Genomic DNA, 21,458 nt, shown 5'->3' on the forward strand with positions numbered 1-21,458 from the left:
AATCGCGATTTAAAAAGCGTACAATAAAGGCTCCACGCAAGTGGGGCCTTTTTAGCACCTCCCGTACTACAGTCTCTTTTGCCCGCTATCTATACTGCATGGATAACAGCCAAAACAGACTTAACACAGCCGGTTTGAGCTGTGCATACACAGGCCCCGGACGGGCCGAATCTGGAGATATCACCGCAATGTCAACTATTGGTCGTATTCACTCCTTTGAATCCTGCGGCACTGTCGATGGCCCAGGGATCCGCTTTATCACCTTTTTCCAGGGCTGCCTGATGCGCTGCCTGTATTGCCACAACCGTGACACCTGGGATACCCATGGCGGCACCGAAGTCACCGTCGAAAGCCTGATGAAAGAGGTTGTGACCTATCGCCACTTTATGAACGCTTCCGGCGGCGGCGTGACGGCATCGGGCGGTGAGGCAATTTTGCAGGCCGAGTTCGTGCGCGACTGGTTCCGCGCCTGCCGCAAAGAAGGCATTCATACCTGCCTTGATACCAACGGCTTTGTCCGGCGCTACGACCCGGTGATTGACGAGCTGCTTGAAGTGACCGATCTGGTCATGCTCGACCTCAAACAGATGAATGATGAGATCCATCAGAATCTGGTTGGCGTGTCTAACCACCGTACGCTGGAGTTTGCCCGCTACTTATCGAATAAAAACATCAAAGTCTGGATTCGTTACGTGGTGGTTCCCGGTTGGTCAGACGATGATGATTCCGCGCACCGCCTCGGCGAGTTTACCCGCGATATGGGCAATGTCGAAAAAATCGAACTGCTGCCCTATCACGAGTTAGGCAAGCACAAATGGGTGGCGATGGGTGAAGAGTACAAGCTCGATGGCGTACACCCGCCGAAGAAAGAGACGATGGAGCGGGTCAAAGGCATTCTGGAGCAGTATGGCCATAAGGTGATGTACTAATCCACGCCCCTTCCCCTACATTACGGCTGCCGCTTCAGGCAGCCGTTTTGCTTTCTGTCGGGGAAAACAGCGGACGGGAAACGATAGACGCTCCCTTTTTATGATCACAATATCAGGCGTGCGCCACCGGCGTCGGATGGTGCCCCGCTTTTCGCAGCAGCGTCAGCAGATAAATAAACGACACGCTGGCAATCATGATAAATAGCAGATTGTCGGAGAAATTCTGCATCAGCATGGCGGTGAAGGTTGGCCCGAGCAGACTGCCGACGGTATAGCTCATCAGTAACGCCTGGTTCATGGCGACCAGCTGATGGCGCTCGACTTTCTCACAAGCCCAGGCCATTGCCACCGGGTACAGCGTGAAGCCCGATGCGCCAAGGATAAACAGCGCCGGAGCCATTGCCGCGCCGCTAAGCATAGCCAGGCACCCTAAAATCACCACAAAAACCTGAACGCGCAACACCAGCAAGCGCCCATAGCGGTCGGCCATACGGCCGATCGGCCACTGGCCCAGAATACCTGCGCTGACCATAACCGCCATCCAGAAACCGATGCCGGAGTCACTTACGCCCTGATGGTTCAACCACAGCGGCATCAATCCATACAGCGACCCGAGAACAATTCCGGAGATAATGCAGCCGTTCACGCCATGGCGGGCCTGACGCAGCCTGAGCATTGGCCAGATCCGCGCCGGCTCATGCTGTTCATCACTTTGATTCACTACGCGGGTAAACAGCAGAGGCAGAATCGCCGCCAGCGCCAGCGCAGTCACCCACGGCAGCACGCTCATCAGGTCCGTCGGCAGTTTGCTGACCATCAGTTGACCCAGCACGGTTCCCACATAGTAAACCATCATATAGGCGGCCAGCAGACGACCGCGGCTACGCGACGTTCCGCTGCACACCAGGGCGCTTTCGACCACGACCCAAATCATCGCGCAGCCAACGCCAGCGAGAAAGCGCCAGCTGAACCAGGTCCAGAAACCGAGGGTAATACCCAGTCCGACGCAGCCCACCGCAAAGATCAGCGACGCAAGATAATAGCTGCGGTTAAATCCCAGACGCTTAATCACCCATCCGGCCAGCAGCGTCCCCACCAGGTTACCGGTGAAATAGGACGAGCCCACCATTCCGACCTGCCAGGTTGGCATATTTTCATGGGCGAGCCAAAGCGGGACGAGGGTATTTAAAACCGCAATCGCCAGCGTCAACAGAAGCAGGCCGCAGAGCAACATTTGCACCGGCCGGGTGTAGATGGACATGGATATAACCGTGAGGAAGTTTAGATTTCGTGCGCATCATGCCACCGCTAAAAACATTGTCAATCCACCAGAAATCAGGCGGGACGCGGTTTCACGGGCAACGATAGAAGTTTTTCATCCAGCGGAGCGACAACAGAATTATTCTTTATATTATTCCATTGTTTTTATTAATTTATTGAAAAAAAACGGCGGGAATATCAGTAGAAAAATTTCATGAATCAACAGCACTTTTTTGTTGCGCCAGAACCGGATGTTCTGGCGCAACGGATAATCAGCTGGCGATAGCCATGCCGACCGTCATATGCAGACCGTAGAAGATGCCACGCCCTACCATCTCGCCCACCAGTACCAGCACAAATGCCAGACTTAACAGCGGCACGGCGGGCTGATAGCCTTTGAGCAGCGGAACAACCCAGCATGCCAGAGCCAGTACCAGCGCAACCACACGCCAGGCCATCAGTGAGCCATAATCCGGCACCAGCGCGGAGGCTTGCTGAATAGAGCTGTGAATCGTCGGCAGCTCGCTGCCTTGCATCAGGGCCACAATCACGCTGGCCACCAGCGCCAGCAGCGTGACCACCGGCAACAGACGCATCGCCCAACCGTCAACTCCCGCCACGCGCAGCAGCAGATAGCCCAGCAGCGGGCCGCCGAGAAACAGGGTCAGGAAGAAGCTCAGCGGCGTCCAGACGGTATACCAGGTCGGTACGGTATCAATGGTGTTATACACCCGCACCATCATCCAGACGAAGATAATACCCAGCGCCATCGTCGCGACCAGCCAGAGGCTGCGCAGCCCGGCCGGCAGTCTCTTCATCACCGCCAGCAGCCAGCCAATTCCGCCGACGGCGAAAAAGAGGGCACCGCTGGCAATTTCGTTACTCAACGACGACGCACCAATCCGGTTAAGCGAGTTAAAAGCCCGCATCGGCGATCCCAGGTGCATCGTGGAGGCGATAAACCCAATCCCCATCAGCACCCACAAGCCAAACATGCTCAGCACCACGCGCTGCTGCTGCTCATTCGACAAACCGCCTTTCATCAGCGCCAGTGCCAGGACGATAAAACCGCCCGCCACACATTGTCCAAAGACCGTGAAGATCATCAGCGGCCATTCATGCCATCCACTTCCCATCTCACACCTCCTTCGGGTTGGCCAGATAGCCGGTTGTATCACCGCACGGACGACTATTGGCGTTCGGTTTAATGACAATGCTGGGTTTTGTAAAGTGCGCGGATGGCAGCGGCGCAACCGCAGCCAGTTCGCCGTGTTTCTTGCGCAGTTCTTCGATAGGGCCAAAGTCCAGCGCGCGCAGCGGGCAGGATTCGACGCAAATGGGTTTTTTACCCTCGGCAACGCGCTGGTAGCAGCCATCACACTTGGTCATATGCCCTTTCGCGGCATTGTACTGCGGCGCACCGTACGGGCAGGCCATATGACAATAGCGACAGCCGATGCACACATCTTCATCAACCACGACAAAACCGTCATCGCGTTTATGCATAGCGCCGCTCGGGCACACTTTGGTGCAGGCCGGGTCTTCGCAATGGTTACAGGCGATGGATAAGTAATAGGCAAAGACGTTCTGATGCCAGACGCCGTTGTCCTCCTGCCAGTCGCCGCCCGCATATTCATAAATGCGGCGGAAGCTGACGTCCGGCGTTAAGTTTTTGAAGTCTTTACAGGCCAGCTCGCAGGTTTTACAACCGGTGCAACGAGCAGAATCGATAAAAAATCCGTATTGAGTTGTCATCGGTTATTCCTTACAGCTTCTCAACCTGGACCAGGTTGGTGTGCGATGGGTTACCTTTCGCCAAAGGCGACGGGCGTTGGGTGGTGAGCACGTTGATGCTCCCCGCCTGATCCACGCGTCCTGCGTCCGGGTTATACCAGGCGCCCTCACCCAGCGCGACAACGCCAGGCATCATCCGCGGCGTCACTTTGGCTTCGATATGCACTTCGCCGCGATCGTTGTAAATACGGATGCGATCGCCGTTGGCAATGCCGCGTTGTTTCGCGTCGAGCGGGTTAATCCACATCTCCTGACGACAGGCGGCCTTCAGCACATCGACGTTGCCGTAGGTGGAGTGAACGCGCGACTTGTAGTGAAAACCGGTCAGTTGCAGCGGGAATTTCGCCGTCAGCGGATCGTTATAGTTTTCGAAACCTGGCGTATAAATCGGCAGCGGATCGATCACATCGCCATCGGGGAGTTCCCAGGTGGCGGCAATTTTCGCCAGCGCCTGGGAATAGATCTCAATTTTGCCCGACGGGGTCTCCAGCGGATTAGCCTGTGGATTGTCACGGAATGCCTTATAGGCGACATGATGCCCTTCCGGGTCGCGCTGCTTGTAAATCCCCTGCTGACGGAAGGTATCGAAGTCAGGCAAATCGGGAATAGCCTTGCGGGAAAGCTCGTGCAGATAGCGCATCCAGCCTTCCTGAGTGCGGCCTTCGGTAAACTTCTGCTCCACGCCCATGCGTTTTGCCAGTTCCGTGGTCATGTCATAAATCGTTTTGCACTCAAAACGCGGTTTAATCACCTGGTCGGTGAAGATGACGTAGGACATGTTGCCGCAGGAAGCATCCAGCGCGAAGTCCATCTGTTCGGAAGCGGTGCAGTCCGGCAGCAGGATATCGGCATATTTTGCCGACGATGTCATGTGGCAGTCGATCACCACGATCATTTCGCACTTCTTATCATCCTGCAGGATTTCATGGGTGCGGTTGATATCAGAGTGCTGGTTAATCAGACAGTTACCGGCATAGTTCCAGATCATTTTAATCGGGACGTCCAGTTTATCTTTACCGCGCACGCCGTCACGCAGCGCCGTCATCTGCGGACCACGTTCAATCGCGTCGGTCCACATAAACATCGAGATGCTGGTCTCAACGGGGTTCTCCAGCGTCGGCATACGCTCAAAAGGCAGGTCGTACGAACCTTCACGCGCGCCGGTATTACCTCCGTTGATGCCAACGTTACCGGTCAGAATCGACAGCATCGAGATAGCGCGGGTGGCGATTTCCCCATTCGCATGACGCTGCGGCCCCCAGCCCTGGCTGATAAAGGCAGGTTTGGCTGTCGCAATTTCGCGTGCCAGCTGCACAATACGCTCGACCGGAATCCCGGTAATCGTCGATGCCCACTGCGGCGTTTTGGCAGTACCGTCGCTACCCTGACCGAGGATGTAAGCCTTGTAGTGGCCGTTGGCCGGCGCATCGGCAGGCAACGTTTTCTCGTCATAGCCGACGCAGTATTTATCGAGGAACGGCTGATCGACCAGGTTTTCGGTGATCATCACCCAGGCGAGCGCGGAAACCAGCGCGGCGTCGGTACCCGGTCGAATCGGTATCCACTCATCTTCACGACCGGCGCCGGTATCGGTATAGCGCGGATCGACGATGATCATCCGGGCATTGGATTTTTGCCGCGCTTGCTCCAGGTAGTACGTTACCCCGCCGCCGCTCATCCGCGTTTCGCCGGGGTTGTTGCCGAACAGCACCACCAGTTGGCTGTTTTCGATATCCGATGGGCTGTTACCGTCGGCCCAGCCGCCGTAGGTATAATTCAGGCCCGCGGCAATTTGCGCCGATGAATAATCGCCATAGTGGTTAAGGTAACCGCCGCAGCAGTTCATCAGACGTGCGATGAGCGTTTTTCCCGGTGGCCAGGAGCGGGTCATGGTGCCGCCAAGAGTACCGGTACCGTAATTCAGATAGATAGATTCGTTACCGTAATCTTTAATCAGGCGCTGCATATTGCTGGCGATAGTATCGAATGCTTCTTCCCAGCTGATGCGCTCAAATTTTCCTTCCCCGCGTTTGCCAACGCGCTTCATGGGATACTTCAGACGATCGGGGTTGTAGACACGGCGACGCATGGAACGCCCGCGCAAACAGGCGCGTACCTGATGCAGGCCGTCATAGTTGTCGTCGCCGGTATTATCCGTTTCAACGTATTTAATTTCGCCATCAACCACATGCATACGCAGCGGACAACGGCTGCCGCAGTTCACGGTACAGGCACTCCAGGTGACCGTTTCATTCACCGGTGCCAGAGCGTCTGCAGCATGGGCAATGCGTGTAAACGGTAGGGTAAATGCGCTGCTGGCCATCGCCAGACCGCCAATTGCCGTGGTTTTCATTAAACCACGCCGGCTTACTTCGGCAGCCAGTAAAGCATCGGGGGCTTTAATTTTCATGGATACTCGCTTTGGTTGCTCACAATTCACTGACAATCGTTATATAGATACATATATAACGAATTTAATCTTTTATAGTTTTTTATGCTGCGCTAACACCAAGGGAGTATGGGGGGAATCGCCAGAGGGATTATTGCCCGGCATCAATAAGGGGATAAAAAAAAAGCGCCCGAAGGCGCTTTTGAGAAACAGGTAAAAAAATCAGCCGATAAATTCGAGGCCGCGCATATAGGGGCGCAGAATTTCCGGGATTTCGATACGACCATCCGCCTGCTGATAGTTTTCCATCAGCGCGACCAGGGTACGACCTACCGCCAGCCCGGAACCGTTCAGCGTATGCACCAGACGGGTTTTCTTGTCGGACTTGCTGCGGCAGCGTGCCTGCATACGACGCGCCTGGAAGTCCCAGACGTTAGAGCAGGAGGAGATTTCACGATAGGTGTTCTGTGCCGGAACCCAGACTTCCAGATCATACGTTTTGCATGCGCTGAAGCCCATATCGCCGGTGCAGAGCGCCACTTTGCGGTATGGCAGACCCAGCAGCTGCAGAACTTTTTCCGCATGGCCGGTCATCTCTTCCAGCGCCGCCATCGAATCTTCCGGACGCACGATCTGCACCATTTCCACTTTGTCGAACTGATGCATGCGAATCAGACCGCGGGTATCACGGCCGTAGGATCCCGCCTCAGAACGGAAACACGGCGTGTGAGCGGTCATTTTGATCGGCAGATCGTCTTCGTCGATGATCTCATCGCGAACGAGGTTGGTCAGCGGTACTTCCGCAGTGGGAATCAGCGCATAGTTGCTGCTATCCGCTTCTTCTTCCAGCGGGCGCGTATGGAACAGATCGCCGGCAAATTTCGGCAGCTGACCGGTACCGTACAGCGTCTCCTGGTTCACCAGGTACGGCACATAGTTTTCACTGTATCCGTGCTGTTCGGTATGCAGATCCAGCATGAACTGCGCCAGCGCACGATGCAGACGGGCCAGTTGCCCTTTCATCACCACAAAACGGGAGCCGGTCAGCTTAACGGCTGCGGCAAAGTCCAGCCCGCCGTGCATTTCGCCCAGCGTCACGTGATCGCGGACGTCAAAATCGAACTCGCGCGGCGTACCCCAGCGGCTGACTTCAACGTTGTCGTTTTCGTCGCGACCGGCCGGAACGTCGTCGTGCGGAATGTTCGGGATAGTCAGCGCGATATCGCGGATCTCTGCCAGTAACACGTCCAGTTCGGCTTTCGCCGCATCCAGCTGTTCGCCAAGTTTGTTGACTTCCTGGCGTAATGGCTCGATATCTTCCCCGCGCGCTTTCGCCTGGCCAATGGATTTCGATCGGGAGTTACGCTCCGCCTGCAGGTTTTCCGTTTCAACCTGCAGAACTTTACGACGCTCTTCCAGAGCGCGCAGTTTATCTACATCCAGCTTAAAGCCCCGGCGTGCCAGTTTTTCAGCGACTGCGTCTGGCTCGGTACGCAGCAGATTGGGATCGAGCATGCTTATCCTGTGCTTATCGAATAAATAAAAGAAAAGTGGCCGCAGACTACGACCACCGGGATATCTTGATAACCTTACCGCAACGTCTCTGTTAGCGGTAGCGTTTTATGGGGCTATTTTGATCCTGTTCGGTAAGCCAGGCGAGCTTTTCGCCAATTTTCCCTTCGAGCCCCCGATTTGTTGGCCGATAATAACGAGTTTGAGCCATTTCCTGCGGGAAATAGGCTTCCCCGGCAGCATAGGCGTTTGGCTCATCATGGGCATAGCGATACTCCTGCCCATAGCCCATCTCTTTCATCAAGCGGGTCGGCGCGTTGCGCAGATGCACCGGCACATCATAATCCGGACGCTCGCGGGCATCGGCCATGGCGGCTTTAAATGCCGTGTAGACCGCGTTGCTCTTCGGCGCGCAGGCGAGATAAACGATGGCCTGCGCAATAGCGCGCTCGCCCTCCGCGGGCCCGACTCGGGTAAAACAGTCCCAGGCAGAGAGCGCGACCTGCATAGCTCGCGGGTCAGCATTTCCGACATCTTCTGAAGCGATCGCCAGGCAGCGTCGGGCCACATACAGCGGATCGCCGCCGGCGGTGATGATACGTGCGTACCAGTACAGCGCCGCATCCGGCGCGCTGCCGCGCACGGACTTGTGCAGCGCGGAAATCAAATCGTAGAAACGGTCGCCTTTATTATCAAACCGCGCGCTGCGTTCACCGGCAATTTCGGTCAGCAGTTCCGCTTTCAGCACCCGGTTGCCGGAGGCATCCGTCTCTGCCATATCGGCCATCATTTCCAGCGTATTCAGTGCCCGGCGCGCATCGCCGTTAACCAGCCCGGCGATAGCCTGGCGGGTATCATCCGGCAGCACGATATTTTGCCCGCCATAGCCACGATCTTTATCGTTCATCGCCTGCGTGAGCACATGCTCAATATCCTCGCTGGACAACGATTTCAGCAGATACACGCGCGCCCGGGATAGCAGTGCGGAATTGAGTTCAAAAGAAGGGTTTTCCGTCGTCGCGCCGATGAAGGTGATGGTGCCGTCTTCAATATGCGGTAAAAATGCATCCTGCTGGCTTTTATTGAAACGATGGACTTCATCAACGAACAGAATGGTGCGGCGTCCGGCATTGCGGTTCTGTCTGGCGCGCTCGATCGCTTCGCGGATCTCTTTTACGCCGGAGGTCACCGCCGAAATCCGTTCAACATCGGCGCTGGCATAGCGAGCAATCACTTCAGCCAGCGTAGTTTTACCGGTGCCAGGCGGCCCCCATAAGATCATCGAATGCAGATGCCCGGCCTCAATCGCCCGCGGCAAAGGTTTCCCCGGCGCCAGCAGATGCTGCTGGCCGATGTACTGCGCTAAATTTTCTGGCCGCATGCGGGCGGCCAGAGGTTGAAACGCATTGTCGGAAAAATCGAGCGACAGATTGCTCACATTCGCCTCTACTTACGTTGATCGTCCACCGTCACCCCTTTCGGCGGTGTAAAGGTGAACTTCGATGCATCGACCGCACCGTTTTGCTGAGACTTCAGCTGGTAGCTGCTGCGCTGGTCATCCTGCTCTACCGCGCTGAACTGATGGATAGTCCCGTCGCGGCCCACGTTAATCGTAAACTGCTTCAGGTTGCCGCCGCCGCTTTTTGGCGTCAGGACAAAATCATCGCCGTTTTGCTTGATGTTGTACTGCTGCCAGTCGTTGGACTGGTTGCGGGCAATCAGCATAAACGGCGTGTTGCTGGTGGCGTCTTTCAGCCAGGTGACGGTTGCCTGCTCCACAAACGGGTTGTAGAACCACAGGGTCTTCCCGTCAGAAACCAGAATGCTTTCATCCGGCTGGGTCATATGCCAGTTAAACAGATTCGGACGTTTAACCCACAGGTCGCCCTGTCCGTCCTGTACGGCGTTACCGCTGCCATCGGTCACTTTTTGGGTGAAGCTGGCATGGAAGCTGCTCACTTTATCGAGGCGGCTTTTCAAATCACTGGCGGCATCCGCCCAAACCTGGCTCACGACAAATCCAGACAGTAATGCACAGGTGATTGCGAGTTTTTTCATTGTTATTCCTTAATGTGCGTCACTCCCGACGCGGGAGCCTCTTCTGCCTCCTAATTTAGGGCCGCCTGGCACGGCGGAACAGCAGAACAGGCTGATTTTGCGCTTATTTACCCAACTTTGCACTTACTCGAAGGGCGGCGGCGCCAGCACTTCACGGTTACCATTATGGCCCTGCTCGCTGACGATACCCTGCGCTTCCATCTGTTCGATAATACGTGCCGCACGGTTATATCCGATGCGGAACTGACGCTGAACGCCGGAAATCGAGGCTTTACGTTTTTCAGTGACGAAGTTTACGGCCTGATCGAACAACGGATCCAGCTCTTCACCACCGTCAAAGCCGCCGCTGCCGCCTTCGCTTTCACTATCTGACGTAATGCCGTCAACATACTGCGGACGCCCGCGCGCTTTCCAGTCCTGAACCACGGCGTGGACTTCCTGGTCGCGAACAAACGCGCCGTGGACACGAACCGGCATGGTCGAGTTCGGCCCGGAATAAAGCATATCCCCCATCCCCAGCAGTGATTCCGCACCGCCCTGATCGAGGATGGTACGCGAGTCAATTTTGCTCGAGACGGTGAAGGCGATACGCGTCGGAATGTTCGCTTTAATAAGACCGGTAATCACGTCAACCGACGGACGCTGGGTTGCCAGCACGAGGTGAATACCCGCCGCACGCGCTTTCTGCGCCAGACGAGCAATCAGCTCTTCGACCTTCTTGCCGACGGTCATCATCAGGTCGGCGAATTCATCCACCAGAACGACGATATACGGCAGTTTTTCCAGCACCGGATGGACGGCATCCATACTGTCGCCCGGTTTCCAGTACGGATCCGGAATCGGACGGCCCATACGCGCCGCTTCGGCGATTTTCTCGTTGTAACCCGCCAGGTTACGCACACCCAGCGCCGACATCAGCTTGTAGCGACGCTCCATTTCGTTCACGCTCCAGCGCAGTGCGTTAGCGGCGTCTTTCATATCGGTGACGACTTCGGTCAGCAGATGCGGGATCCCTTCATAGACCGACAGTTCAAGCATTTTCGGGTCGATCATAATGAAGCGCACATCTTCCGGCTGCGCTTTATAAAGCATGCTGAGGATCATGGCATTCACCCCAACCGATTTACCGGAACCGGTGGTACCGGCAACCAGCAGGTGCGGCATTTTTGCCAGATCGGCAACGACCGGATCGCCAGCGATGTCTTTACCCAGCACCACGGTGAGCGGCGATGGGTTATCGCGGAATTTGGTGTTATCCAGCACTTCACGCAGATAAACGGTCTGACGTTTTTTATTCGGCAGTTCCAGACCCACGTACGGTTTACCCGGAATCACTTCCACGACGCGCACCGCAATGGTGGACAAGGAGCGGGCCAGGTCACGCGAAAGGTTTGAAATCCGCGCGGCCTTCACGCCCGGCGCCAGATTCAGTTCGAAGCGAGTGATAACCGGGCCTGGCGAGTAGTTCACCACATCGGCTTTAATACGGAAGTCAGCCAGACGGGCCTCAACCAGGCGCGCCATTTGCTCCAGCGCGAAGGTATCCACCGGCTCGACCTCGCTCGGCGGCGGGGTCAGCAGATCCAACGACGGCAGCGGCGTCGTCGGCCGTTGCATCGGCTGGCTGTTGCCGTTACGCATCAGCAGCGGGTGAATCAGGCTATCCTGCGGCGGCACTGCGGCTGCCTGCTGCGGCATGTGGCCCTGATGGGCTTGCTGCGGCTGATAGCTCTGTGCGGCAGGCTGAGGCTGCTGCGCCATCTGCGGAGGTTGAACCGGCTGCACAGGTTGTTGATACGGTTGTTGTACCGGCGACGATTGCGCCGGTTGTTGATACCGTTGGACGGGCTGCTGGTACTGCTGCACCGGCGGCTGAGTCTCCGGCATCGGCGTGAACAGCGGTTCGCTCGGACCGTCATCGACCAGCGCTTTCATCGGCGAGAAATCATAATCCGCAGGAGAGAACGGCGTTGCGCCCTGCGGCTGTTCGCTGCTGTAGCGCTGCTGCTGCGACGCCGCAAACTGACGGGCCAGTTCAGCTTCAGCTGCGGAGTCATCCTCTTCATCCTGCGCGTAGACTTCGCCGTAACGCTGCTGCTGGGTGGCGGCAAACTGGCGCGCCAGTTCGTCCTGTTCCAGCGCGTCCGCTTCTTCATCCGTTAACGGCTCGTCGTCATAGGCATGATTCAGCTCCGCTTTACGCGCCCGCTCTTCAGCCATACGTTGCGACGGCAGTTTAATACCATACGATGCCAGCTCACGGCGCGTAGGGACGCGGACATGATTAGGACGCGGCAGTTTTGGACCAATCCCCTCTTTCACCTGCGCACGCGGCCCACCGGATGCCGGACTGAATAGCGGCGCAGCAGATGATGCGGCGGAAGCAACCGTCGCCGCCGTTGCACCAGCGCTCGTCGCCTGGTGTACACCGGCGGCAAGGGTGGTCACCGCTGCGGCTTCGACCGGAGAGGCTGGCGGTGGTGTAACAGGCCGTGTGGCGACCGGGCTTGCCGGCTCAGGGATCGGCTGATACCAGGCGGCCAGCTGCTCACGTTCGCGCGCACGTTTTTCTTCGACTTCTTCAAAATAATACATCGGCGGACGCTGCGGCTTCACCTCTTCCTGCGGCGCTTCAGGCGCTACGGCAGGGGCGGCTGCCGGCGGATCCGGTTGGTAAACCGGCTGCTGTACCGGCGCCTGCTCAGGCTGATACGCCTGATGCTGCGGGTAGGACGGCTCCGGCTGGTAAACCGGCTGCTGTACCGGGGCCTGCTCAGGCTGGTACGCCTGATGCTGCGGGTAGGACGGCTCCGGCTGGTAAACCGGCTGCTGTACCGGGGCCTGCTCAGGCTGGTACGCCTGATGCTGCGGGTAGGACGGCTCCGGCTGGTAAACCGGCTGCTGTACCGGGGCCTGCTCAGTCTGGTACGCCTGATGCTGCGGGTAAGACGGCTCCGGCTGATAAACCGGCTGCTGTACCGGCGCCTGCTCAGGCTGATACGCCTGATGCTGCGGGTAAGACGGCTCCGGCTGGTAAACCGGCTGCTGTACCGGCGCCTGCTCAGGCTGATACGCCTGATGCTGCGGGTAGGACGGCTCCGGCTGGTAAACCGGCTGCGGCGCGTGCTCAGCTACCGGTTCAGCCCATGCCTGTGGCGCTGCGGTTGCAGCAGCTGCCGCTGCCAGCGGATCGGCAATGCTGTGACCATTTAATAGCGGATCGTAAGGGTCAAAATCCCCCGGCCGCGCGGCGCTGGCGCCAGAGAACAACACATCGTCAGCATCGCCAGGACGTGCGGCGCTGGAGCCCGAAAAGAGTACATCGTCCGCCGCTACGGGCGCGCCGTTGGCGCTGAACTGTACATCCTCTTCGGCATCATCCATACGCTTGCCAGAGAACAGCGCGGCATCGGTTTTACGCCCCATCGGATTGGAGAATTTCTCCGCCAGACGCTGACGGCGAGCGAGCGCGCTGCGTAAAATGCGCGCACGACGAGATTCCTGCGGTTTGACTGCATCGTCGTAGTCGTCTTCATCGTCTTCGTATTCGTCCTCATCCACCCAGGTATCGTCCCGTCGGGTACGGTTGCTGGCGAAGGTCAGAACAGACAAAATCGCACCGCCGAGTTTTTCGGCAATGCTGACCCATGACCAACCGGTAAACAGCGTTAAACCGGCCGCCCAGATGCAGAGCAACGCAATAGTGCCGCCGCTGCTGTGCAGCAACGGTTGCAGAGTGGTACTCAGTAAACTGCCGATCACGCCGCCGGAGGCAAAATACCAGATATCATCAGCGTTAATCGCGGCCAGGCCGCAGGAGGTCAGAATCAGCGCCAGTGCGCCAATTAAGCGTAGCGAAACGGCGAAGTAGTCGATGTACTCGTCGCTGGCCTGATTACGCCAGGCGAACCAACAACCGCCGATAATAATCACGGGAATGGTGTAAGCCATTACGCCAAAAATGAAAAATAGCGTATCGGCAAGCCAGGCTCCCGGAATGCCACCTATGTTATGAATAGGTTCATGCCAGGCCGTTTGCGACCAGCTAGGATCCGAGGGATTAAAGCTCAGTAATGCCGCCATCAGCCAGATGGCAAACAGGGAGCAAAGGATGAGTAACGCCTCAAGGAGTCGGCGCCCGCTGCTTAACTTGGTCAGTTTGACTTCTTTGTCTTCGGTGTATTCCTGGCTCAAAAAAGGCTCTCCAGGTATCAGGCTGTTTCCTGCCTGCTGCTAAAACGGACAACAGTGCCGGGTCACCCCGGCACTGTTGCTGTATGGATTAACAGGAGTGTAATCAAACTACATCGATTTTGCACCTGTTCCGTGTTAGCGCGTCTTAATTACCAGACGATTACTTTGCTTGACTTCTTCCATTACCACGTAGGTACGGGTGTCGTTCACGCCCGGCAGACGTAGCAGGGTCTCGCCCAGTAATTTGCGATACGCTGACATATCCGGTACGCGGGTTTTCAACAGATAGTCGAAATCACCGGATACCAGATGACACTCTTGAATTTCTTCAAGTTTTTGCACAGCGGCGTTAAATTGCTCAAACACATCCGGCGCGCCACGATTCAGAGTAATCTCAACAAATACCAGAAGTGATGCATCCAGATAGTGTGGGTTGAGCAGCGCCGTATAGCCCTGAATAAAACCCTGTCTTTCCAGTCGACGCACGCGCTCAAGGCAAGGCGTCGGGGAAAGTCCCACCCGTTTAGAAAGTTCGACGTTTGAAATACGCCCGTCTTTTTGCAGCTCATTCAAAATATTACGATCGATGCGGTCGAGATCTTTGCCAGGGCGCTTCTTGCTATCTACCATTATTATTGTCTCTCTGTATTCCTTCCCTACTCCTGTTCCGACTCAGAGCCTTCACTGCCCGAGTCCATCCTGTTCTTACCCGTATACGACATTGAGTAACCCCAGGGGTACGTGAGAAGCCCGTTGCCTGACGGCAGCCACCGACATCACGCATGGCGTCTGTCCACACCATGCGTAGATTTCGCTAACCCGGATAAAAATGGCATTTGCGTGCATGAAAATTCGCCGCACGCGAAACACTGCTTTTTGTCTTCCATGAATGTTTTCGCAAAAGCACAGGGGATTGTCAAAGCAAAACATCGATTTTTAGTACAAGATGCCAGATATTCATTATCCGCCCCCGGTGATTCTCATGTTTTCCTCTTATAATTGTCCCGACGACAGTAGAATTAGTTATATTCTTCGCACGTAAAATCGCCAGTTCATTGGCGGCCTCTATTGCACATATCGTTAACAAAACTGCTGCGCTCTTTTTTTACGTCAACAAATTCCCTACAATCCAGCCCAATGTATGCCAATAAATTATGGGGATCTCATGGGCACGACCAAACACAGTAAACTGCTTATTCTTGGTTCTGGACCTGCGGGATATACCGCTGCAGTCTACGCCGCGCGCGCAAACCTGCAGCCGGTACTGATAACCGGCATGGAAAAAGGCGGTCAGCTGACCACCACCACGGAAGTGGAAAACTGGCCGGGCGATCCCAACGATCTGACCGGGCCGCTGCTGATGGAACGGATGCACGAACATGCGACGAAATTCGATACCGAAATTATTTTCGACCATATCAATAGCGTCGATCTGCAAAACCGTCCTTTCCGCCTGGTCGGCGACAGCGGCGAGTACACCTGTGACGCGCTGATTATCGCCACCGGCGCTTCGGCACGCTATCTGGGGCTCCCGTCAGAAGAAGCCTTCAAAGGACGCGGCGTTTCCGCCTGTGCGACCTGCGACGGATTCTTCTATCGCAACCAGAAAGTGGCCGTCATCGGCGGCGGCAATACCGCGGTGGAAGAAGCCCTGTACCTTTCTAACATCGCCTCCGAAGTCCACCTGATTCACCGCCGTGATACCTTCCGCGCCGAAAAAATCCTGATTAATCGTCTGATGGATAAAGTGGCCAACGGAAATATCGTGCTGCATACCCATCGCACGCTGGAAGAAGTGACGGGCGACCAGATGGGCGTCAGCGGTCTGCGCCTGCGTGATACGCAGAATGCCGACAATGTCGAGTCTCTGGAGGTCGCGGGTCTGTTTGTGGCGATTGGCCACAGCCCCAACACGGCCATTTTCGAAGGCCAGCTGGCGCTGGAAAACGGCTATATCAAAGTGCAGTCCGGGATCCACGGCAATGCCACCCAGACCAGCATTCCGGGCGTATTCGCCGCAGGTGATGTGATGGACCATATCTATCGCCAGGCCATCACCTCTGCCGGTACCGGCTGTATGGCGGCGCTGGATGCTGAACGTTATCTTGATGGTTTAGCTGACGCGTGCAAATAATCTTTACAAGTCAGTAACAAAGGTAAAGAAGGCGACGAAAAGTCGCCTTTATTTTTTCCTCGTTGTAACATTGCGTGGCCTAAAAACCTCATAACTACACCTGCTAAGTGCGCAATGAATAAAACCCGTCAACAAGAGTTAACACGCTGGTTAAAAGAGCAAAGCATTCTCTCCCGTCGCTGGTTGATGATTTCCCGCGCGCTGGGCGTCATTAGCGGCCTGCTGATCGTCGGTCAGGCCTGGCTGCTGGCGCGGATCCTTCATCGCATGATTATGGAGAATATTCCGGCGACGGCGCTGGTATTGCCGTTTATCGTCCTGGTGCTGATTTTTGTTCTGCGGGCCTGGGTGGTATGGCTGCGCGAGCGGGTAGGTTTCTATGCCGGGCAGCATATTCGCTATGAAATACGCCGCCAGGTGCTCGATCGCCTGCAGCAGGCCGGTCCCGCGTGGATTCAGGGGAAACCCGCCGGAAGCTGGGCGACGCTGGTGCTTGAGCAAATTGACGATATGCACGACTACTACGCGCGTTATCTCCCGCAGATGACCCTCGCCGCCAGCGTCCCGCTGCTGATTGTCATCACCATTTTCCCGATAAACTGGGCGGCGGCGCTAATTCTTCTCGGCACCGCCCCGCTGATCCCGCTGTTTATGGCGCTGGTCGGCATGGGCGCGGCGGAGGCTAATCGCCGCAACTTTCTGGCGCTCGCTCGCCTGAGCGGCCACTTTCTCGACCGTCTGCGCGGGATGGAAACGCTGCGTCTCTTTCACCGTGGCGAAGCGGAGACGGACAATATTCGCCATGCTTCCCAGGATTTCCGCCAGCGGACGATGGAAGTGTTACGCCTCGCCTTTCTCTCCTCCGGCGTACTGGAGTTTTTCACCTCGCTTTCCATTGCTCTGGTTGCGGTTTACTTCGGTTTCTCCTATCTCGGAGAGCTCAACTTTGGCCACTATGGCGTAGGCGTCACCCTGATGTCAGGTTTCCTGGCCCTGATCCTGGCGCCGGAGTTTTTCCAGCCGCTGCGTGATTTAGGCACCTTTTACCATGCCAAAGCACAGGCCATCGGTGCCGCAGATAGTCTGAAAACGTTTATGGAAAAGCCGCTGGCGCAGGAAACTCGCGGCGAGAAGCTCCTCAGCGACAACGAACCGATCGGTCTCGAAGCGCGCGATGCGATCGTCAAATCGCCGGAAGGCAAAATCCTGGCGGGGCCGCTGAACTTTACGCTCCCTGCCGGTAAACGCGTCGTGCTGGTCGGTCAGAGCGGCTCCGGCAAAAGTTCGCTTTTGAATGCATTGACCGGTTTTCTCCCTTACGACGGCTCGCTGTTGGTCAACGGCGTTGAACTGCGCGATCTTGACGCCAGCCGCTGGCATCGTCTGCTCAGCTGGGTGGGGCAGAACCCGCAGCTACCCGCCGCCACGCTTCGCGAAAACGTTCTGCTGGCCTGGCCGGAAGCCAGCGAAGCACAGCTTCAGCTTGCGCTGGATAAAGCCTGGGTGAGCGAATTCATCTCGCAACTGCCGCAAGGGATTAATACGCCGGTCGGCGATCAGGCGGGTCGTCTGTCCGTCGGGCAGGCGCAGCGTATCGCCGTGGCGCGGGCGCTGCTGGTACCGTGCCGACTGTTATTGCTGGATGAGCCGGCCGCCAGCCTTGATGCGCATAGCGAACAGCGGGTCATGCAGGCGCTCTTTAATGCCTCTTCGCAGCAAACAACGCTGATGGTGACCCACCAGCTGGAAGGTATCGCCGACTGGGATGTCATCTGGGTGATGCAGGATGGGCAGATAGTCGAACAAGGGACGTATAGCCAGTTGGCGATGGCAAACGGGCCTTTTGCCGCCCTGTTAGCCCACCGTCAGGAGGAGATTTAAATGCGCGCACTATTACCTTATCTGGCGTTGTATAAACGCCATATCTGGCTGCTGACTCTCGGCGTGGTACTGGCTATCGTCACCCTGCTGGCCAGTATCGGCCTGCTGACGCTATCAGGCTGGTTCTTATCCGCTTCTGCCGTCGTTGGCGTCGCCGGTATTTACAGTTTCAACTATATGCTGCCGGCAGCCGGCGTTCGCGGTGCGGCGATTATCCGTACCGCCGGTCGCTATTTCGAACGTCTGGTCAGCCACGATGCCACCTTCCGCGTGTTACAGCATCTGCGGGTGTTTACCTTCAGTAAACTGCTCCCCCTCTCCCCTGCCGGGCTGGCGCGTTTTCGTCAAGGTGAACTCCTCAACCGGGTGGTCGCCGACGTCGACACCCTTGACCATCTCTATCTGCGGGTCATCTCGCCGCTGATCGGCGCACTGGTTGTCATTGTGGTGGTCACCGCAGGCTTAAGCATTCTCGATGTCACGTTGGCGCTGACGCTAGGCGGTATTATGCTGGTGACTCTACTGGTCCTGCCGCCGCTGTTTTATCGCGCCGGGAAACCCGCCGGTGAGAGTATCACGCAAATGCGCGGGCAATACCGTCAACAGCTAACCGCCTGGCTGCAAGGACAGGCTGAACTGATGCTGTTCAGCGCCAGCGACCGCTACCGCAAGCAGCTGGAAAAAACCGAGCAGCGCTGGCAGGATGCCCAGCGTCGTCAGGCGGAGCTGACGGCGCTGTCGCAGGCGCTGATGCTGCTGATCGGTGGCGTTGCCGTGGTTGCGATGCTGTGGCTCACCTCTGCTGGGGTAGGCGGCAACAGCCAACCCGGCGCGCTGATCGCCCTTTTTGTCTTCTGCGCGCTGGCGGCATTTGAAGCGCTGGCGCCGGTAACCGGCGCCTTTCAGCATCTCGGGCAGGTGATTGCTTCCGCCCGCCGAATTACGCAGATTACCGCGCAACAGCCGGAGGTCACTTTCACCGCCGGCAACGGGCAGGCGTTCGGGCAGGTCTCATTGACGTTGAACCAGGTCACCTTCAGCTATCCACAGCAGCCTTCTCCGGCGCTGGAAAATATCTCATTGCAGGTCGGCGCAGGGGAGCATATTGCCATTCTTGGCCGCACCGGCTGCGGTAAATCTACGCTGCTGCAGCTTCTGACCCGCGCCTGGGATCCGGCTGATGGCGAGATTTTACTCAACGACCAGCCGTTAACCCGGCTTAACGAGGCCACTTTGCGTCAGGCGATGAGCGTGGTTCCACAGCGCGTGCATCTGTTTAGCGCCACGCTGCGCGATAACCTGTTGCTGGCCGCTCCCGGCGCCAGCGATATCCAGCTGATGAAAGCTCTGGAGCGTGTCGGACTGGAAAAACTACTGGAAGATAGCGGTCTCAACGCCTGGCTGGGCGAAGGCGGCCGCCAGCTTTCCGGCGGTGAACTGCGCAGACTGGCCATTGCCCGTGCGCTGCTGCACGATGCGCCGCTGATGTTACTCGATGAGCCGACCGAAGGCCTTGATGCGACGACGGAGAGCCAGATTCTGGATTTACTGGCTGAAGTGATGCGTGAAAAAACCGTGCTGATGGTAACTCACCGCCTGCGCGGACTGGCGCGGTTTAATCGGATAATTGTCATGGACAACGGCAAGATTATTGAGCAAGGTAGTCACGCGGAACTGCTGGCTGAACAAGGGCGTTACTACCAGTTTAAGCAGCGTCTGTAGTCCGGCTGTTTCACGCCGTTTTGCGTATATACTCTATGAGTTTCAGGCGTGCTGAAAGAGCGGTCCGCTGCGTCCTGGCGTTGCCGGTATGGCGACGGACCATCCGCTTGAACCACAGCGAATATATTGAACAATTGCCTGGTGCGTATTGAGGTTAAAATGCGTCTGGTTCAGCTCTCCCGTCAGTCCATTGCCTTCCCTTCCCCGGAGGGAGCGTTACGCGAACCCAATGGCCTGCTGGCGCTCGGCGGCGATCTCAGTCCGTCGCGTCTGCTTATGGCCTATCAGCACGGGATTTTCCCCTGGTTTTCGCCGGGCGACCCGATTTTATGGTGGTCCCCCGATCCGCGGGCGGTGCTGTGGCCCGATCAGTTCCATCTCAGCCGCAGCATGAAGCGTTTTCACCAGCGATCGCCCTATCGCGTGACGCTGAACCACGCGTTTGGTCAGGTGATTGAAGGTTGTGCCGACAATCGCGATGAAGGGACATGGATCACCTCCAGCATCGTCAAAGCCTATCACCAGCTGCATGAGCTTGGCCATGCGCACTCGATTGAAGTGTGGCAAGGCGAGACGCTGGTGGGAGGAATGTACGGCGTAGCGCAAGGCGCGCTGTTTTGCGGCGAGTCAATGTTCAGCCGCGCGGAAAATGCGTCGAAAACGGCCTTGCTGATATTCTGCCAGGCGTTTATCCGCGACGGTGGGAAATTAATCGATTGCCAGGTCCTGAATAAGCACACGGCATCGCTGGGCGCCATCGAAATCCCCCGCCGCGATTATCTTGATGCGCTGTCGGTATTGCGCGCCCGTCGCCTGCCGGAAAGATTCTGGGTGCCCCGGGTGCTATTTACCGGCGATGTGTAAATGTTTTCAGCACATTTTTTACCGTGATGGTATAATTGCGCAGTAGAGTAGCTTCTGCCTGTTGCCCCGCCGCCGTTTGGGAATAATAAGAGTCAGATAACGCCCATCGTTCTGTCGCTCCCCTTTACGTTTGCGCCTGTCATGCGGCTTATCCGTGTGAATTCCGGGCAATGCGCCAAAACTACTTCAATGATTTTACCCTTAATAATTTTGGATGCGTCAGGTGGCACCGCAAAGCGCCTGGCTGCGTCAATAACTATGTAACCGAGTGAGCGAAGGCAGCCTGAAAGATAAAGTGCACAAACGTAAACCTTTACTTACTCGCTGAACTTCGGCATTATCTTGCCGGTTCAAAACTACGGTAGTGATACCCCAGAGGACTAGATGGCCAAAGAAGACAATATTGAAATGCAGGGCACCGTACTTGACACGTTGCCTAACACAATGTTCCGCGTAGAACTGGAAAACGGTCACGTGGTAACTGCGCATATTTCCGGTAAAATGCGTAAAAACTACATCCGCATTCTGACGGGCGACAAAGTGACTGTTGAGCTGACCCCGTACGACCTGAGCAAAGGCCGCATTGTCTTCCGTAGTCGCTGATAGTTTTCCGCCCTCGTGGCGTCAGATGCTGAAGGCCGGGATAATTCCCGGTCTTTTCATATCTGCAGCCGGCTAAAAGCGGCATAAAAAAACCGGCCCGCAGGCCGGTTTTTGCTAT

General features: G+C 56.6%; 15 protein-coding genes. 6 read left to right on the forward strand and 9 right to left on the reverse strand.

All coding sequences use genetic code 11. From position 1 onward, the window contains the following. The first annotated feature begins 188 nt into the window (after positions 1 to 188). Positions 189 to 929, forward strand: a complete 741-nt coding sequence (gene pflA, locus BV390_RS02670; protein ID WP_032688600.1) for a pyruvate formate lyase 1-activating protein — start codon at positions 189 to 191, stop codon at positions 927 to 929. A 112-nt stretch (positions 930 to 1,041) separates the two neighbouring features. On the opposite strand, the gene BV390_RS02675 is transcribed toward pflA, so the two are convergent. From BV390_RS02675 to lrp, 9 genes are all read right to left on the reverse strand, one after another. Continuing rightward, on the reverse strand, positions 1,042 to 2,190 hold the full coding sequence (locus tag BV390_RS02675; RefSeq protein WP_032688601.1) for an MFS transporter: 1,149 nt from the start codon (positions 2,188 to 2,190) through the stop codon (positions 1,042 to 1,044). A 271-nt stretch (positions 2,191 to 2,461) separates the two neighbouring features. Next, on the reverse strand, positions 2,462 to 3,325 hold the full coding sequence (locus BV390_RS02680; protein WP_032688602.1) for a dimethyl sulfoxide reductase anchor subunit family protein: 864 nt from the start codon (positions 3,323 to 3,325) through the stop codon (positions 2,462 to 2,464). Position 3,326: 1 nt separating this feature from the next. Further along, positions 3,327 to 3,944: a DMSO/selenate family reductase complex B subunit gene (locus tag BV390_RS02685; RefSeq protein WP_015584801.1), complete on the reverse strand. Its 618-nt coding sequence runs from the start codon at positions 3,942 to 3,944 to the stop codon at positions 3,327 to 3,329. 10 nt (positions 3,945 to 3,954) lie between these two features. Then, on the reverse strand, positions 3,955 to 6,393 hold the full coding sequence (gene dmsA / locus BV390_RS02690) for a dimethylsulfoxide reductase subunit A (protein ID WP_032688603.1): 2,439 nt from the start codon (positions 6,391 to 6,393) through the stop codon (positions 3,955 to 3,957). Positions 6,394 to 6,594: 201 nt separating this feature from the next. Beyond that, positions 6,595 to 7,887, reverse strand: coding sequence for a serine--tRNA ligase (gene serS / locus BV390_RS02695; RefSeq protein WP_032688604.1), 1,293 nt, complete (start codon positions 7,885 to 7,887; stop codon positions 6,595 to 6,597). A 91-nt stretch (positions 7,888 to 7,978) separates the two neighbouring features. Beyond that, complete coding sequence (gene rarA, locus BV390_RS02700) at positions 7,979 to 9,322, reverse strand: replication-associated recombination protein RarA (RefSeq protein ID WP_015584803.1); 1,344 nt, start codon at positions 9,320 to 9,322, stop codon at positions 7,979 to 7,981. An 8-nt stretch (positions 9,323 to 9,330) separates the two neighbouring features. After that, entirely contained in the window at positions 9,331 to 9,942 is a 612-nt protein-coding gene (gene lolA / locus BV390_RS02705) for an outer membrane lipoprotein periplasmic chaperone LolA (protein ID WP_004860037.1), read from the reverse strand. Between the two features lie 123 nt (positions 9,943 to 10,065). Then, positions 10,066 to 14,136 carry a DNA translocase FtsK gene (gene ftsK / locus BV390_RS02710; protein WP_085396546.1) on the reverse strand — a complete coding sequence of 1,357 codons (4,071 nt, stop codon included), beginning with the start codon at positions 14,134 to 14,136 and terminating at the stop codon, positions 10,066 to 10,068. Between the two features lie 135 nt (positions 14,137 to 14,271). Continuing rightward, positions 14,272 to 14,766 carry a leucine-responsive transcriptional regulator Lrp gene (lrp, locus tag BV390_RS02715; protein ID WP_000228469.1) on the reverse strand — a complete coding sequence of 165 codons (495 nt, stop codon included), beginning with the start codon at positions 14,764 to 14,766 and terminating at the stop codon, positions 14,272 to 14,274. 535 nt (positions 14,767 to 15,301) lie between these two features. Between lrp and trxB the strand changes: the two genes are divergently transcribed. The 5 genes from trxB (at position 15,302) to infA (ending at position 21,340) form a co-directional block, all read left to right on the forward strand. Next, positions 15,302 to 16,270, forward strand: coding sequence for a thioredoxin-disulfide reductase (gene trxB, locus BV390_RS02730; protein WP_004860029.1), 969 nt, complete (start codon positions 15,302 to 15,304; stop codon positions 16,268 to 16,270). Positions 16,271 to 16,384: 114 nt separating this feature from the next. Continuing rightward, positions 16,385 to 18,151 carry a heme ABC transporter permease/ATP-binding protein CydD gene (gene cydD / locus BV390_RS02735; protein ID WP_085396548.1) on the forward strand — a complete coding sequence of 589 codons (1,767 nt, stop codon included), beginning with the start codon at positions 16,385 to 16,387 and terminating at the stop codon, positions 18,149 to 18,151. Beyond that, on the forward strand, positions 18,152 to 19,873 hold the full coding sequence (cydC, locus tag BV390_RS02740) for a heme ABC transporter ATP-binding protein/permease CydC (RefSeq protein ID WP_032700451.1): 1,722 nt from the start codon (positions 18,152 to 18,154) through the stop codon (positions 19,871 to 19,873). A 159-nt stretch (positions 19,874 to 20,032) separates the two neighbouring features. Then, on the forward strand, positions 20,033 to 20,737 hold the full coding sequence (aat, locus tag BV390_RS02745) for a leucyl/phenylalanyl-tRNA--protein transferase (RefSeq protein ID WP_032700452.1): 705 nt from the start codon (positions 20,033 to 20,035) through the stop codon (positions 20,735 to 20,737). A gap of 384 nt (positions 20,738 to 21,121) precedes the next feature. Next, entirely contained in the window at positions 21,122 to 21,340 is a 219-nt protein-coding gene (gene infA / locus BV390_RS02750; RefSeq protein ID WP_002211347.1) for a translation initiation factor IF-1, read from the forward strand. Positions 21,341 to 21,458: the final 118 nt, after the last annotated feature.

This window comes from Klebsiella sp. YJ, assembly GCF_002108615.1.
Taxonomy (GTDB): Bacteria; Pseudomonadota; Gammaproteobacteria; order Enterobacterales; family Enterobacteriaceae; genus Klebsiella; species Klebsiella planticola.

Bases quoted from the DNA above. Each gene is read 5' to 3' on its own strand.
- pflA (WP_032688600.1), top strand. From the start codon at position 189: ATGTCAACTATTGGTCGTATTCACTCCTTTGAATCCTGCGGCACTGTC.
- BV390_RS02675 (WP_032688601.1), bottom strand. From the start codon at position 2,190: ATGTCCATCTACACCCGGCCGGTGCAAATGTTGCTCTGCGGCCTGCTT.
- BV390_RS02680 (WP_032688602.1), bottom strand. From the start codon at position 3,325: ATGGGAAGTGGATGGCATGAATGGCCGCTGATGATCTTCACGGTCTTT.
- BV390_RS02685 (WP_015584801.1), bottom strand. From the start codon at position 3,944: ATGACAACTCAATACGGATTTTTTATCGATTCTGCTCGTTGCACCGGT.
- dmsA (WP_032688603.1), bottom strand. From the start codon at position 6,393: ATGAAAATTAAAGCCCCCGATGCTTTACTGGCTGCCGAAGTAAGCCGG.
- serS (WP_032688604.1), bottom strand. From the start codon at position 7,887: ATGCTCGATCCCAATCTGCTGCGTACCGAGCCAGACGCAGTCGCTGAA.
- lolA (WP_004860037.1), bottom strand. From the start codon at position 9,942: ATGAAAAAACTCGCAATCACCTGTGCATTACTGTCTGGATTTGTCGTG.
- lrp (WP_000228469.1), bottom strand. From the start codon at position 14,766: ATGGTAGATAGCAAGAAGCGCCCTGGCAAAGATCTCGACCGCATCGAT.
- trxB (WP_004860029.1), top strand. From the start codon at position 15,302: ATGGGCACGACCAAACACAGTAAACTGCTTATTCTTGGTTCTGGACCT.
- cydD (WP_085396548.1), top strand. From the start codon at position 16,385: ATGAATAAAACCCGTCAACAAGAGTTAACACGCTGGTTAAAAGAGCAA.
- cydC (WP_032700451.1), top strand. From the start codon at position 18,152: ATGCGCGCACTATTACCTTATCTGGCGTTGTATAAACGCCATATCTGG.
- aat (WP_032700452.1), top strand. From the start codon at position 20,033: ATGCGTCTGGTTCAGCTCTCCCGTCAGTCCATTGCCTTCCCTTCCCCG.
- infA (WP_002211347.1), top strand. From the start codon at position 21,122: ATGGCCAAAGAAGACAATATTGAAATGCAGGGCACCGTACTTGACACG.